We start from the raw sequence: 14,958 nt of genomic DNA, 5'->3' as shown, positions 1-14,958 counted from the left end.
AAAAATGATATATATAGGGCATTTGACGGGTTGCATATTGACGCTTGATTTTGAAGAATGGCTAATTTTGCATCAGTCGTTGCGCAGACTGAATGTGACCCATCGACCGACTGTCTAGGCAACTCAATGTAGCTCCTGAGAACACTGTTCTTGAGAGCAAAATATGGTTTTTCCGGTCGTCAGGTCGCACACTTGAGACCACACTGAGATGGATTGCGAATTACCATGAGCACGAAGTTTATTATCACGGACGACCACGGCATTTTCCGAAGCGGCTTGAAAATGATCATTCAGGGAATGTATGCCGATGCGGAAGTCTATGAGGCAGCCTCTGGAGCTGAGGTCAGGCAATGGCTTGACCGTTTGGGTCCCGTCGATCTGGTATTGCTGGATCTCAGCCTGCCGGACAGTCAGGGTCTGGAGTTGCTTAACCGCCTTAAACAGACCTACTGTTCCACACCTTTTGCAGTAATTTCCGCCAGCGAGGAAAGTCACCTGATTCAGGAGGCAATCAAGCTGGGAGCACTGGGTTACGTTCCCAAGTCCTCCTCCAACGCGGTCATTTCCAGTGCAATCCAATTAATGATGTCCGGTGGTATCTACGTTCCACATGAGTTATTGAGTGGTCGGCAGAGTGATCGACCCATTAATGAGGATATCAGCTTAACTCCCCGTCAATTGGAAGTACTGAGCCTTCTCGCAGAAGGAATGTCGAACAAGCAGATTGGGGTTCATCTGAGCATTGCGCCCGGTACCATCAAAGCGCATATCGCTGCGATTTTCCGAGAGTTGAGTGCTGCCAATCGTACCCAGGCAGTTCATCGTGCACGGGAATTGAAGCTGCTCTGATCCGCCTCTCATACAGTCAGGCATTGTCTGAACTTTTAATCGTTTCTGAACTGTTAATTGTTCTGCTTATCGCCAGTTATTTCCGGTTTGGACGGAAAAGCTGGCGATATTTCGTTTGGCTTCCCGGAACATTCATCAAAGATCCGGCTTGAACAGCCTGCACATATATCATCCTGAAGTATCGGTACCAGTTGCTTGATGGCAATTCCCTTTCCCGGGTAAATCCGATGACTCCCTACCACGTCGAGCAGACCGAACTTCCGAAACCGGTCCAGTTGCCATACATAGCGGATTACGAGGTGTACCTGCTTGCCTTCTTTCTGTTTTTGAAGGAATAGCTCTTTCAGCATGTGAGCCCCCTGCATATCAAGGTTGGAGATACCTCGACACAGGAAGACCCAGTGATGGGCGAGAGGGTAAGTGCTTGCGATTTCCTGTAGCTGGTGACTGATAAAGTCCACCGATCCGAAATATATCGGACCATCAAGCCGGATGAAGTTGATCTGGGGGCAGGTAGGCAGACCGAAGCGTTGAATATTGTGAAAATAAGTGCCCTGCGCGGTTTTCATCGGTGCCAATACTCTGACATAAGGCTTGGCCGTTTTGTTGAGAAACAGCGCAATGGACAATCCCACGCCGCAATATAAGCCGAACTCCAGACTGATTCCTATGCACCCTGTGAGCGTCACCAATGCTATCGCAAGTTCATCCTTGCTGGTCTGCCAGTAATGGCGCAGTTCAGCGAAAGCGATTAACCGCCAGCCCACCAGAATGATGACGCTGGCCATGGCGGGGATGGGTAGGTGTGCAAACAGTGGGGCCACAAAGAAGAGAATCAAAAATAAGAATACTGACATCAGAATAACAGCGAACGGTGTCCGACCGCCTGACTCCACATTGACGCCACTTCGGGTGAATGATCCGGAGCTCATGTATGACGAGAGAAAACTTCCGCCGATATTGGACCAGGCCTGCCCGATAAACTCTTTGTTGGCGTCGATTTTCTGGCCGCTCTTGAGACTGATTGCCCGTGCAATTGATACGGCTTCCAATAATCCGACCAGGGCGAGGGCAATTGAACCTGGAGCGAGTTCTCTAACCTGCTCCAGAGAGATATGGGGAATACTGAACGGTGGAATAACGCCCTCTAGCCTGCCTACCAGTTCCACACCATGCTGGCCGGCATCAAGGAAATGGCCCAGTATCGAGCCGCACAATAGAGCTAAAAGATAATGAGGCGCTTTTGGCACCAGCTGTTTGATCAGCAGTGCTGAGGCAAAGGTGGTCAGACCGATGGCCAATGCATAGGAATTGAAGGTCATCAGTGCGGGAATAAAGCCTCCCGCGAAGTCAATAATGTGCTCTGGCCGGGGCAAACTAATCTGAAGCAGGTGGCGGATCTGGCTGAGTATTATCAGTAAGGCTGCTCCGGTAATGAATCCTACCATGACTGCATGGGATACAAAGTTGGTCAGGCTGCCGAACTTCAAGATCCCCAATGCCAATTGCAATAGCCCGGCGAGGAATGTGATGGTAATTGCCGCTTCAATAAACTCAGGGCTGCCGGGGATGAAGTGACCCTGCAACGTGGCGAACAGGAGCGCCGATATGGCAGTGGTTGGTCCGCACACCATGTGCCAGGATGACCCCAGAAGAATGGCAATAACCGGTGCAACCAGCGCACAGTAGAAACCATACTCCGGGGGCAGACCTGCAATAGAGGCAAAGGCAACACCTTGGGGGATAGCCAGAGATGCACCGGTCAATGCGGCAAAAATATCTGCTCGCAGAGTCGGTGCATCCAGTTGTTTCAGCCAGGGCAGCCTGTGATGAAGTGTTCTGATCAGCATAGACCGGTGCTCAACACGGGCGTCTCCTGGCAGTAAGGGTTAATGGATACCCAAATGATTTTTTACGGCAGCCAGACCTGGCTTTCCATCAATGGTTTTAATGTTCTGAAGCCAGGCATCCAGTACCGATGGGTGGCTGGCCAACCAGGTACTGGCGGCGTCGGCGGGTTTCTTCCCATCGTTCAGCACAGCACCGATAATCTCATTTTCCATGGTCAGGCTGAACTGCAGGTTATTCAGTAAATTGCCCACATTAGGACATTCCTGGCTGAATCCCTTGCGCGTTACCGTGTACACGGTAGCGCCGCCGAGATTGGGCCCGAAGTATTTGTCTCCGCCAGTCAGGTAGCGAATATCGTAGTTTACATTCATTGGGTGAGGCTCCCAGGCCAGGAAGACAATATATTTATCGCGTTTGACCGTTCGGGAAACCTGGCTGAGCATGGCTTGTTCACCGGACTCTACCACTTTCCATCCCTTGAGGCCAAAATCGCCTTGATCAATCATGGTCTGGAGCTTTTGGTTGGCCGGTGCGCCGGGCTCGATGCCGTAGATTTTATGGTCAAACTGCTTTGAATGGGCTGCCAGGTCTGCAAAATCTGTCACTCCTGCCTGGTAGGCATAAGTGGGTACAGCCAATGTAAATTTGGCCCCCTCAAGGTTGGTTTTGATAATGTCGATATCGTTGCCGTATTTATCGATAAACTTTTGCTGGGCAGGCATCCAGTTGCCCATGAAGATGTCTATTTCACCGTTTTTCAGGCTTTCAAATCCAATGGGGACGCCTAGCAGGGTAATCGTGGTTTTGTAGCCGAGTCCTTCCAGCAATGTCGTCACAACCCCGTTAGTGGCGCCGATATCCGTCCATCCTGGATCGGTAAATCTTACCTCGCCACATTCCGTTGCACTGGCGGAAGTCACACTGACCAGTAGTAAAAACGCCATCAATAGACGTTGGCAGCGGGTGCCCGGGGGATTAATTGTGTTTTGTCTTGCCATAACGATGCTCCTCATACATTGTTGGGCCGCAAACTTCGGCATTAGTTGGATTACTCGACTTTCGGGAATCTTGATTTTCTCTCCAGGTCATCCAGGTCAATGTGGTTACGCATGTACATTTCACTGGCTTTGAAAATAGGTTGATGATCCCAGGAAACGATGTTGCCTTTGGTTAACGCTGAGAAAATCAGTCTCCGCCGTTTCTGGCTTTGAATAACCTCACGGGTGAGTTGGGGGCTGTCCCATCTGCCTGTTGCCTCCCGTCTGAATTCCTCCAGCAGGGTGGCGTAGGATGGATCCTCTGCCAGATTGTTTAATTCCTGTGGATCCTCTTTGAGGTTGAATAGTTGCTCAGGGTCAGGTTCAGAGCATATATATTTGTACTGCTCACGCCGGATCATGAACAACGGAGCAACGGCTCCTTCGCCAAAGTATTCTCCGATCACTTCATCATGTCCGCCGGACTCCTGCAAATGAGGCATCAGGCTTCTTCCCTGGATTGGCATGGCGTACTCCGGTTCAGTGCCGTGATTGGCAAGGGCTGCGAAGGTGGGGAGTAAATCCATGGTGGAGACTGACTGCTGCACCCGATGAGGCCGGAACTTGGCTGGGGCATGGACAATCATGGGAACCCTGGCAGACCGTTCGAACCAGGACATTTTGTACCAGAGATTGCGTTCTCCCAGCATGTCTCCGTGATCTCCCGAAAACACGATAATGGTGTTCTCAGCCAATCTTGTCTCTCTAAGTGCCTTTAGCAACTGCCCTATTTTGTTATCCACATAACTGATGGCCCCGTAATAGGCTCTTCGGGCATTAATAATCTGTTGATCGCTGATTTCCTGGTCGTATAAGCCGTAAACATACTGCAAGCGCTTTGAATGAGGATCCTGATCTTCCCGGGCAATCTGCACCTGTGGCAGATCGATTTCGTCATTGTCATAGAGATCCCAGTATTCCTTCGGTGTTGCATAAGGATCATGCGGGTGGGTCATGGAGACGGTCAGGCAGAAGGGGCGCTGGTCATTACTGCGAACGATATCGTAGAGATAACGGGTTGCGTGGAATACTACTTCATCGTCAAAGTCCAACTGATTGGTGCGGACGCATGGACCTGCCTGGGTAACCGAAGACATGTTGTGATACCAACTGGGCCGATGGGAAAAGTCCTCCCAGTCCGGAAACCACCCATAGTCAGCCGGGTAGATATCGGTGGTCAGCCGCTCTTCGAAGCCATGTAGTTGATCCGGACCACAGAAGTGCATCTTTCCGGACAACGCCGTTTTGTAACCGCTTGCCCGCAAGTAGTGGGCGAAGGTCGGAACATCCGCGGGAAAGTCTGCTGAGTTATCGTAGGCTCCGATTTTGGAAGGCAGCTGGCCGCTCATCAGCACATATCGTGAAGGAGCGCAGAGGGGGCTGTTGCAGTAGGCTGAATCGAAGACCACGCCGTTATTGGCCAGGGCTGATAGGTTTGGCGCCTTGACGACGGGATGGCCGTATACCGGCAGGGAATCCGCTGCCATCTGGTCAGCCATGATAAAAAGAATGTTAGGTTGTCTCATGATGCGGTGGATGTCCTGTTCAGTGGCTGTGTTTTATGACGATGTTTCGAAACTGAGATTGCATGAGATATTTGCAATAAGCTGAATTGATGTCATTCAGACAATAATTGGCTGTTGTTTAAGGATTGTCTGCTGTTTATAGATTGTCTAAGGAAAACGATGCTGTAAACTGACTGAAATCTTATTCAAGAGATAAGCTCAGCTTATGCCATATGACGACCGCCTGCCGCCGCTACAAAGTCTGCACGTTTTTGAGGTGGCTGCCCGCCACTTGAGTTTTACCGCTGCCGCCCGTGAAATGAATACCACTCAGCCGGCAATTAGTCAGCAGATTCAAGGGCTTGAAGCCCATCTCCAGGTTCCGCTTTTTATCCGGGTGTATCGCGGTGTGGAATTAACAGAGGCTGGTCAAAAGCTGTTTGTAGCCACTCAAAGTAGTCTGAACACTCTTCGTAAAGCTCTGGATGAAATCCGGTATCAGAAGAAATTTCCACGTATCAATGTCGCAACTGATTTCGCTTTTGCCGCTTTTTGGCTTTTGCTTCGTCTGCCTCAATTTCGAAAAAAATACCCGGAAGTGGATATCAGGATACAGACGTCACAGTCCGAATTTGAGTTGGCCGGGAGTGAGACGGATGTGGCGATTCTGTTCGGTGATGGTGAGTACCGGGGCTGTGTTTCGCAAATGCTGATACCTGAACAGGTCTTTCCGGTATGCAGTCCAGGGTATCTCAAGGAGCACGGCCCAATCGATTCATTAACCCAACTGTCCTCACAGGCATTACTCAAGCTGGATGCGGAGCCTGGTCATCGCTGGTTGGATTGGAACGGCTTATTCCGGTCTCTGAAAAGTTCGACCATTCCCGGGGAGCCTGTGTTGGAATTCAATAATTACACGTTGCTGGTGCAGGCTGCCATGGCGGGTCAAGGAGTCGGACTGGGGTGGACAACTCTGGTTGATCATCTGATTGATGACGGGCTACTGGTTGCTCTTCGGGATTTTACTGTCCACTCCAACCACGGCTACTTTCTGGTTCTCCCGGACAATTCGGAAAGCTCCCCGCCGGTGGAGAGCTTCGTCAAATGGCTCAGGGAGAACCTCGCTACGAAAGCCGGGGGCGTTTAAGCCTGTTGTGCGGAATCTGCGGTATTGAACTGCAGAATCGAGGTACACACGGAGCGCAGCTGGGCCGGTTTGATTGGCTTATGCAGCAAAGGATATGGGGATTCATAAGCCAAACGTATCCGTTCTGGAGAGGTGTCTCCGGTGATCAGCAGGGCCGGGACATTGGAACGGAAATGCTGATGCATGCGCTGAATCGCCATCACTCCAGTCACTTCATTACCCAGCCTAAGGTCGCTGATAATCAGATCAGGTTTATTCTGCCGGCTACCGCATACCCGCAAGGCATCTTCTACAGATCGGGCCAGGATGGGTTTAAGGTCCCACGACTCCAGCAAGGCCTTCATTCCCAGCAGGATGGCGGCGTCGTCATCAATCACCAGTACCTTCTGCAGGTTCATGGATGACATTGCGCCGTAGGTTGGTTGAGTCTCTCTGATGACGGGAGCCTGTCCAAGCGGGACAATGATCTCGAATCTCGTACCATTGCCCGGAGTTGAAAGGAATCGAATCTCGTGGTCCAGTAGCTGACAAGTACGTTTCACGATAGACAGACCAAGCCCCAGACCTTTACTGCGATCCCGTTCGGGGTTGGCTAACTGTACGAACTCCTTAAAGATGGAATTGTGTTCGTTTTTGGGAATCCCCGGTCCGCTGTCCCAGACCATGAAGCGGATCGAGTCTTTGTACCGTTTGCAGCCAACTAACACGTAGCCGGATTCTGTGTATTTGATGGCGTTGCCCACCAGGTTACTGATGACCTGCTCCAACAGATGCGGGTCGCTGTGGAGAGTGTAGTGGCTTTGGCCAATACGCAAATCCAGATCTTTTTCGATAGCCTGTTGTCGATAGACAACTTCCAGACGGTCCAGAATCCGCTGTACAGAGAAGTGCTCTATTTGGGGTTGCAGTACGCCCGCTTCCAGCTTGGAAATATCCAGCAGCGCGTTAAACAGCTCCTTCATGGTTTCCAGTGAGCGTTTCAAGTTGTCATGAATGGAAATGGCGGCTGAGTTGGTCAGCTGTGGGCGCAGCGCTTCGACAAACAGGCTCATGGCATGCAACGGCTGTCGAAGGTCGTGGCTGGCCGCCGCCAGGAAGCGGGTTTTGTCCTGGTTGGCTTTTTCTGCCTCCCAACGGGCTTGCTTGGCTTCCAAAGCGGAGGTTTTGGCGTCGAACTGCTGTTGCACAAACTTCTTATTCAGCTCAACCAGCTCAGCGGTCCGGGATTGCACGATCTTGCTGAGATTGCGTTGGTGGGCTTTAAGCTGTTCTTCCACCTGTTTACGGTTCTGCTGCTGGTTGTCGATCACCAGTAATAACTGGTTGATATAGCTGGCTAGCTCGTCCATCTCCTGCATCATACGCTGATGCCTGTGAGCTGCCAGCAGGTGGCGGGCGGGGCGCTCGAGCCGGACGTCACGAATTTCCTTGAGAATTTGCAACAGTGGACGTTGTACGGACCATTGCCAGTACAAGCCATGTACACCTACGGCCGCTGCCAGAAGGCCTGTTGCTATCAATGCCAAGGTAAAAAACTGCTGGATTATGGATGATTCCAGCAGATCCGGGTCGGGGGTGATAATCACTTCGTACTGGCCGTCCCCAAAACGATAGGAATAGGGCCAAAGGGTCAACCATCCCCGGTGCAACCCGGAATCGTTTAACGCCTGTTCCGGAGTGTCCGGGTAAAGCAGCCGGAAATCGCTGGTCGTCTTGCGAACTTCTGCAGTCTCAAACGGTGCAATTCGGGACAACGCTGCAAGAATGGCTTTGATCTGGATAACATCCTGCTGTTGGGCTGCATCGTGGAGGCTCGGGCCGACCAGATCGAGGCCGGCTGAAACCGAAGTCTGCCAACGCTCAACCTGCTGATTGATCACAAGTGAGCCAAGAGCGGCAAGAGCCGCCACCAATATGATCAGGTAAGCGCCTAGAATTTTGGCATTAAGCCAGGGATAACTCCCCTGCTTCCGCTGGCTGTTTGTCACCGTGGAATATCCTTTTTGACGGGTGGTTTCTGATGAGGGCACAGTATCAAGAGATTCATGGATAGAGCTAAGCGGCGCCCATCATATACTGATAATTTTTTGCATACCAAGATGGTGTTCATGATATGGACAATTTAATGTAAATCGATGGTTACGAAATGTATTCATTCTGTTAATGCCTGAGCAGCGCATCCAACTCATCTATTGCTTCGCACCAGTCTGAATCCAGTTCCCACTGCTGCCGTATGAAGTCCCTCTGTGATTCGTTCAGAAAGGGGGCATCCGACAGGTTCGTGCCATTGGAGAGAGGTGCATGCTCTTCGATAAAGGCCGTAACGGAATCCTGGTCACCGGGCAGACCAAGCTGTTCGAATAAACCGCGAAGATTATGAGTGGATGTGTCCATGGAATCCTCCCGAAAGCGTAGGTTAATGGTTAGGTGAACAAGGTTCAATATTCTGAATGGATTAGATTCACCACCGCTTTCCCTAAGCGTAGTCCAAAGTTTATAGACCTACCTCAGCTTTTGTGCCGGTATGGCGGTTAGCATGCCTCATCCGGATAAACGTGCCATAATAACGGCAACCTGGAGCCCAGCAGGCCAGGCGGAGAAATGAACTTGCCCAGTAATCCAGTTATATGAAATTCAGGTCTTTTTTCACCATCCTTATCATCGTGGCATTTGCTGCGGTGTTTCCTGCCGTTGTGTCTGCTGAGACTGATGAAGAGGAAACACCGGATATCCTGACGCCTTTCGAGCGCTCGTGGCTAAAGGCTCATCCCAACATTCGAATTGCCGGTGATCCCCATTGGCCGCCATTTGAAATGGTGGATGAGGAAGGTAACTATCAGGGCATTGTGGCTGACTATGTACAATTGCTGGAACAGCGGCTTGGCTACCAGTTCGAGCGCAAAGTCAGAAGCAACTGGTCTGAGACCCTTGATGCTGTCACTACCAATGAGTTGGACGTGATCGCTGCGGTTTCGGTGACTCCGCGCCGCGAAGGCCGCATGCTGTTTTCTGAATATTATCTGTCCTACCCCATTGTTATGGCTGTGCGTGAAGAAACCCGGTTTATCGGCTCACTGGAAGAATTGGGTGATGAAAAAGTCGCGGTGGTGAAAGACTATGCCAGTCAGGATTTTTTGCTGATCAGCCATCCCAACCTGAATCTGGTGTTTGTGGATACACTGGAAGAAGGGCTTCTTGGTGTGTCAAACGGGGATATCGACATCCTGATCAGTAATATTCCCAGTATCAGCTATCTGGTAAACCATCTGGGAGTCAGTAATATCAAGCTGACCGGCATTACCCCCTACACTAACGATATTGCGTTTGGGGTGCGGGCGGACTGGCCGATTCTGACACGGATTCTGGATAAAGGTCTGGAAACCATTACCCCGGATGAACGGGAGTCGATTTATAAAAAGTGGATTACGTTCAGCTACGAAGAGGAAATCGATTACACCCTGGTCTGGCGGATTACGACGGTGGCCATTGTGGTTATCATTATCTTCCTGTACTGGAACCGTAAGTTATCCCACGAAGTTGCGGAACGGATTCGTTCCGAAGAAGCCTTGCGAAAAAGTGAAGAGCGCTTGCGCGCGGCAATGAAACAGGCCGAACATCTGGCCCAGGCTGCGGATTCGGCCAACAAGGCCAAGAGTGAATTCCTGGCCAACATGTCTCATGAAATCCGCACGCCAATGAATGCGGTGATAGGATACACGGAATTGCTCGAGGGACTGGTCGCCGACGGCAAGCAGAAGTCCTATCTGGATGCTATCAAGAAAGGCAGTCGGGCGCTGCTAACCATCATTAACGACATTCTGGACCTTTCCAAGATCGAATCCGGCAAGCTCAGGATTGAATATGCCCCAGTGGATCCTCATCGATTGCTGCAGGATGTCGCGCAGATCTTCTCTGCCCGGATTGCCCAGAAAAACCTGGAACTGAAAATCAAACTGTCTGAAGAGTTGCCTCACTCGCTGGTGCTGGATGAGGTCAGACTGCGGCAGATCATTTTTAATCTGGTGGGCAATGCGATCAAATTTACTCACGCCGGCTATATCGAGTTGAGTGCCTCCGCTACCACGCTGCCGGGCGAGGAAGGCTTTGTGGAGTTAATTATCGGTGTCGAGGACAGCGGCATCGGTATCGCCCAGGACCAGCAGGCCAGGATCTTTAACGCATTTGAGCAGCATGAAGGCCAGAGCAGCCGCCAGTACGGGGGAACCGGGCTGGGACTGGCAATCAGTAAGAAGCTGATTGAGATGATGAACGGGGAAATCGGGATAAGAAGTTCCCTCGGTCATGGCTCGCATTTCGAAATCCGCTTGCATCATGTGGCGGTGAGTAGCCGCCAGGAAGAACTGTCTTCAGAAATGAAGAGTGTGAAGCCGCCCAAGTTCAAGGCTGCCAAGGTTCTTGTGGTCGATGATGTGGATATGAACCGGCAGCTGATCAAAGAATATTTCCAGGGCACCAATTTGACGGTAATCGAGGCTTTGGATGGCCGTGCCGGGGTCAATCTGGCGGCGAGTGAACATCCTGATCTTATCCTGATGGATCTACGGATGCCGGATATGAATGGCTATGATGCTACCCGGATCATCAAAGAGCATGACGACCTTTATGATATTCCGGTCATAGCCCTCACTGGTTCAACGCTGGCAGATGAGAGCCGGCGTATGTCAAAACTTGGGTTTGCTGACGCCCTGCGCAAGCCGATTGAACGGGCTGTTCTGTTTGGCGCCGTAGCCAAGTATCTGCCGTTACAGTCCTCTACTGCCAAAGGGAAAATCAAGGATAAGGAAAAAGAGAAAGAAAAAGAGGAAAAGGCCGCGCCGGAAAAAGACAAGTCCAAAAAGACCGACAGCAAAGTCAATTTGGAAACCCGGATTGTGCAAAAACGTATGATTTTGGAAGAGCTGCGCGGAGTCCTCTGGTCTGAATGGGAGGATCTCAAGGACAGTGGGGATCTGCAAAGGGTTCAGGAATTTGCTGAACGCATATCTGAAAGAGCCCATGAATATGACATTGATGGTCTGAATGAATACGCTCAAACCCTGCAGGGTTTGGTCGCTCAATTCGATTTGCAGGGATTGCAGACGCAACTATCTTCCTATCCCACCCAAGTGGAAATGTTGGCTCAGGAATGGTCGCTTTGCCTGGATGAAGCCTCTATGAAAATCTGATGAAGTTTCAGCCATTTGCTGTTTATGACGGAAATTTGGCGAAAATACATCAAAGGTGCGGCAAGTCATTGTCAGCATTGTGAATAATTGAAAAACAGCTATTCAAATAGGCTGAATTACCCAGAAATTCAAACTAGTATGTCCTCATGGTCTGTAACAAACTGTTACAACGCGAGGACGCCATGCGAAAGTTAATCATCACATTCCTAAGTACACTTCTGATGTTGTCATCCAATGTATTCGCTGCACCCTATTCGGTGTTGCATGCGGCGTTGGCGGATATTGATCAACAAACGAATGATGTGTATCTGATCGGATACCAGAGTGTTGAACATGTTCGTGCAGATGCTTATGGGGCCAGTAAGTATATTGTTCTGGACTTCCGGGCGGATAAGGCCAGATTGGCAGATGATGAAGCGGTCGCCAAAGTGGAATTCATATGCCGGAAAATCATCAGCAACCGTCCGCTGCTAAAAGATTTGTCCGAGTTGGGGTATGACATGGTTTCAGTGGCGTTTGATGAAACCAGCCAGTTTGATTGCCTGTAGGTCAAGCGGTAACCCAATAGCCCATGCAGGTTTTCATCCATTCGCGTGGGCAACAGGCTTTATAACCTATACTTCGTTCTCGGTCTTAATGACCAGGGTTTCCACTTCACCTTCATAATTGCATATCACGTGTACGGATATGGGACGGCAGCAAACACGGCAGTCCTCGTAATAATCCTGTACTTCCGCACTGCAATCCAGGGTCACCGTCTGGGTTTCCCCGCAATAGGGACAACATATTTCTCGATAACTCAACATCTGGCCAGCCCGCCATACTCTTTACCCATTCTAATTGGATAGATTAAAAAATAACCAATTGCAAGATTTATTATCGGGGGCAAAAGGATTTTTGGTGACTGGTTATAGCAGCGGAAGCCTCCCCATCAAGCAGTGCGCTCAGCGGATAGCCATTTTCTCAGTTGGTGGTAAGCACCCAGATAGGCAATTGCTCCAGCCAATCCGATAGCCGTTCCAGCTGCTATCCCCCAGGAATCGTAGCTCAGAGCCACTAGCAGGCTGTAAATAATCAGCGAGCCGAGCCCCAGGGGATAGTATCTGATCAGGGTGTAGACGGGTTGTTGTCCATAGTTGATATGGATAATGAACAGCAAGGGGAAGAACGTGATCGGGAAAGCCGCAAACAATCCGGCAATAGTGCTGCTTCCAAGATAGGCTAACAAGGTTACGGCCACCACGCAGCAGGCTGAGATGGCCCCTCTCACCAATACTGCCAGAGTCGACAGATTGATCGCCTGTTGTATGTTCTGATTGGGAATTATCCGATACCAGAAACCGAATCCAATCGTTGCCAGCACCACCAGAACAAAGTTGCTGGCCAGGTCCCCTGAAATAAGGCTTAACAGGCCATTGGTGACGGCGAATGCGGCAACGGCTGCGGCTGGAGCGATGACCACATGGTATCGAAATCTCAGGCACAACCAGTAGAAAGTTGTCATGACCTGGGCGGCAATAAACCCCAGTAATGTATGGCGGGCACTGACAGCGGCGAATTCCGGTCCCTGTTCGATACCGATGTAGGCCAGCGCAATGGCAGTGCCCAGAGGAAAGCCTGCCAGAACACCGGCGACCCGTGTGCTGACTCTCTCGGCAATCCAGGCCAGTCCCATCACGGTAGCGATGGTGACCAGGATTTTGCTCAATTGGATGGCCATATCACTCGCGTCTGTCATGTGGATAATGTCAGTGGGTGAGACGAAGTGATCGAGTTACTTTTGTTCGGCTTCGTCATGCAATCCCGATCGTGCCTGCTTGGCCATTTCCACCAGAATGATACGGGCATCTGTCACACTTGTCAGAGGACGAATGAGGGGGATGGCCAGCCGGCAAGACAAGCTGTGAGCCACCACATCGATATATATTTCATTCTGGTTAATGCTATGCAGGCTGGCCGAAATGACGCCGTCGACACCTCCGTAATAGCGCACATAATTCACGATGGTATCGGCATGGTCCTGGTTCATGTGGTCGACTATCGAAGTGATCTCATCGGGAGTTAATGGCATGGATGGCCTCTCAGCTTTGTGTCGCGGTTGATATAGAGTGGTGGGAGTTATCCGTCAGGCCTGTGACCCCCTCCACCCGGTTTGTAACCCCTTCTACCCGGTTAATATGCTCCAGAAACTGGGAAAACCAGAAGCCCAGTTGAGGCAAGGCCTGTTGAAGGCGGTGACCGTCATTGACCAGATGCAGGGTGCATTGATGTTGTTGGCTCCACTCACTGACGGTTGCTGCGGGGATCAGATGATCGGACCAGCCGTGAACGACTTCTGTAAAATCAGCAACCGGTTGAATCAGGGGATGTCGATATTCAGGGAGTCCCAGGGCTGGTGCAAGCAGGAATAGGCCTTTTACTGAATATTGGTGGGATGCGACCAGCGAAACATAAGCGCCCATACTGGAACCGACCAGTACCAGAGGGCTACGGTGAGGATCGGATTCCCGCAGGTGAGCCAATAGCTTTTCCGCACGTTGGTCAGGGTCATGCATGCCCTGATAATCGATGGTCTCGAAAGTGTATCCAAGCTTGAGGGCAAGTTCCGAGAGGTACCGGATTTTGCTTCCCCAGGGACCGCTTTCCTTGCCGTGAGAAAATATTACATGTCCCAAGATGTCCCCCTAAGCAGACGGTGATTACCGTCTCGCATGAACATTGATCTAGTCATCCCGCCACTTGATGTTGCAGCCCATACTGGGAGTCTGTTCTCCAATTACCGACTGACCAGCCAGTATCTGATTCACTGCATCCCGCAGATCTTCACCGGTGACGGGCACATTATTCCCGGGCCTGCTGCCATCGAATTGACCACGATACACCAGTTTGCGGTCACCGTCGAAGAGGAAAAAATCCGGTGTGCAGGCTGCATCGTAGGATTTGGCAACCTCCTGGGTTTCATCGTAAACATAAGGAAATACATAGCCATAACGCTCGATTTCCAGGGCCATGTTTTGTGGCGAGTCAGCCGGATAGGCATCTGCGTTATTGGCGTTGATCGCAATAATACCCAGTCCTTTATCACTATACTCCCGGGCGAATTTTGCCAGTGCGGATTTCAGGTGTACGACATAGGGACAATGATTACAGATGAACATGACCAGTAATGCTTTGTCATCACTGAAATCCGCCAAAGACCAGTGATATCCCTGCTGATCCGGCAGATTGAAGTTGGGCGCTTTGGTGCCCAGGGGAAGCATGTTGGATGCGGTTAATGCCATGGAATCGCTCCTTGTTTCTATTGGAATTGGGGCATTAGGAAATGTGGTTCACTGGCGATCTTGATGTTCAGAGTTTAACATTAAACGAAACAGAGGGGAGAA

At 50.8% G+C, this 14,958-nt stretch carries 14 protein-coding genes; 4 read left to right on the top strand and 10 right to left on the bottom strand.

Going from position 1 to position 14,958, the window contains the following annotated elements; all coding sequences use genetic code 11:
* Positions 1-225 precede the first annotated feature (225 nt).
* Positions 226-849 carry a response regulator transcription factor gene (locus tag BTA51_RS06410; RefSeq protein WP_094706574.1) on the top strand — a complete coding sequence of 208 codons (624 nt, stop codon included), beginning with the start codon at positions 226-228 and terminating at the stop codon, positions 847-849.
* A gap of 53 nt (positions 850-902) precedes the next feature.
* Here the strand turns inward: BTA51_RS06410 and BTA51_RS06405 are convergent, their stop codons facing one another.
* From BTA51_RS06405 to betC, 3 genes are all read right to left on the bottom strand, one after another.
* Complete coding sequence (locus BTA51_RS06405; protein ID WP_094706573.1) at positions 903-2,699, bottom strand: SulP family inorganic anion transporter; 1,797 nt, start codon at positions 2,697-2,699, stop codon at positions 903-905.
* Between the two features lie 39 nt (positions 2,700-2,738).
* Positions 2,739-3,644, bottom strand: coding sequence for a choline ABC transporter substrate-binding protein (locus tag BTA51_RS06400; protein WP_168188093.1), 906 nt, complete (start codon positions 3,642-3,644; stop codon positions 2,739-2,741).
* Between the two features lie 104 nt (positions 3,645-3,748).
* Entirely contained in the window at positions 3,749-5,263 is a 1,515-nt protein-coding gene (gene betC, locus BTA51_RS06395) for a choline-sulfatase (RefSeq protein WP_094706571.1), read from the bottom strand.
* 205 nt (positions 5,264-5,468) lie between these two features.
* Here betC and BTA51_RS06390 point away from each other — a divergent pair, with 205 nt between their 5' ends.
* Entirely contained in the window at positions 5,469-6,389 is a 921-nt protein-coding gene (locus BTA51_RS06390; protein ID WP_094706570.1) for a LysR substrate-binding domain-containing protein, read from the top strand.
* Here BTA51_RS06390 and BTA51_RS06385 read toward each other — a convergent pair.
* Positions 6,386-8,377 (bottom strand): hybrid sensor histidine kinase/response regulator, encoded by a 1,992-nt coding sequence (locus BTA51_RS06385; protein ID WP_094706569.1) that lies wholly within the window; start codon positions 8,375-8,377, stop codon positions 6,386-6,388. The two genes, BTA51_RS06390 and BTA51_RS06385, sit on opposite strands and share 4 nt — an antisense overlap.
* Before the next feature lie 172 nt (positions 8,378-8,549).
* The gene (locus BTA51_RS06380; protein ID WP_094706568.1) at positions 8,550-8,783 is read right to left on the bottom strand and encodes a DUF2789 domain-containing protein; all 234 of its coding nucleotides are present in this window, start codon (positions 8,781-8,783) and stop codon (positions 8,550-8,552) included.
* A 233-nt stretch (positions 8,784-9,016) separates the two neighbouring features.
* On the opposite strand from BTA51_RS06380, the gene BTA51_RS06375 reads away from it, so the two are divergent.
* Complete coding sequence (locus BTA51_RS06375; RefSeq protein ID WP_094706567.1) at positions 9,017-11,575, top strand: ATP-binding protein; 2,559 nt, start codon at positions 9,017-9,019, stop codon at positions 11,573-11,575.
* Between the two features lie 182 nt (positions 11,576-11,757).
* Positions 11,758-12,123 (top strand): phosphoribosylformylglycinamidine synthase subunit PurS, encoded by a 366-nt coding sequence (locus tag BTA51_RS06370; RefSeq protein ID WP_141215555.1) that lies wholly within the window; start codon positions 11,758-11,760, stop codon positions 12,121-12,123.
* A gap of 66 nt (positions 12,124-12,189) precedes the next feature.
* Here BTA51_RS06370 and BTA51_RS06365 read toward each other — a convergent pair whose 3' ends face one another.
* From BTA51_RS06365 to BTA51_RS06345, 5 genes are all read right to left on the bottom strand, one after another.
* On the bottom strand, positions 12,190-12,381 hold the full coding sequence (locus tag BTA51_RS06365) for a CPXCG motif-containing cysteine-rich protein (RefSeq protein ID WP_094706565.1): 192 nt from the start codon (positions 12,379-12,381) through the stop codon (positions 12,190-12,192).
* Between the two features lie 125 nt (positions 12,382-12,506).
* The gene (locus tag BTA51_RS06360; protein ID WP_094706564.1) at positions 12,507-13,313 is read right to left on the bottom strand and encodes a hypothetical protein; all 807 of its coding nucleotides are present in this window, start codon (positions 13,311-13,313) and stop codon (positions 12,507-12,509) included.
* 36 nt (positions 13,314-13,349) lie between these two features.
* Entirely contained in the window at positions 13,350-13,646 is a 297-nt protein-coding gene (locus tag BTA51_RS06355) for a DUF2470 domain-containing protein (RefSeq protein WP_094706563.1), read from the bottom strand.
* A gap of 10 nt (positions 13,647-13,656) precedes the next feature.
* Complete coding sequence (locus tag BTA51_RS06350) at positions 13,657-14,250, bottom strand: alpha/beta hydrolase (RefSeq protein WP_094706562.1); 594 nt, start codon at positions 14,248-14,250, stop codon at positions 13,657-13,659.
* A gap of 48 nt (positions 14,251-14,298) precedes the next feature.
* Positions 14,299-14,856 (bottom strand): thioredoxin family protein, encoded by a 558-nt coding sequence (locus tag BTA51_RS06345; RefSeq protein WP_094706561.1) that lies wholly within the window; start codon positions 14,854-14,856, stop codon positions 14,299-14,301.
* Between the last annotated feature and the right edge of the window lie 102 nt (positions 14,857-14,958).

Origin of the sequence: Hahella sp. CCB-MM4 (assembly GCF_002260525.1) — a bacterium.
Lineage (GTDB): Bacteria > Pseudomonadota > Gammaproteobacteria > Pseudomonadales > Oleiphilaceae > Hahella.
Note: the sequence above shows the minus strand (reverse complement) of the source record. Positions and strands in the feature narration are given on the sequence as shown.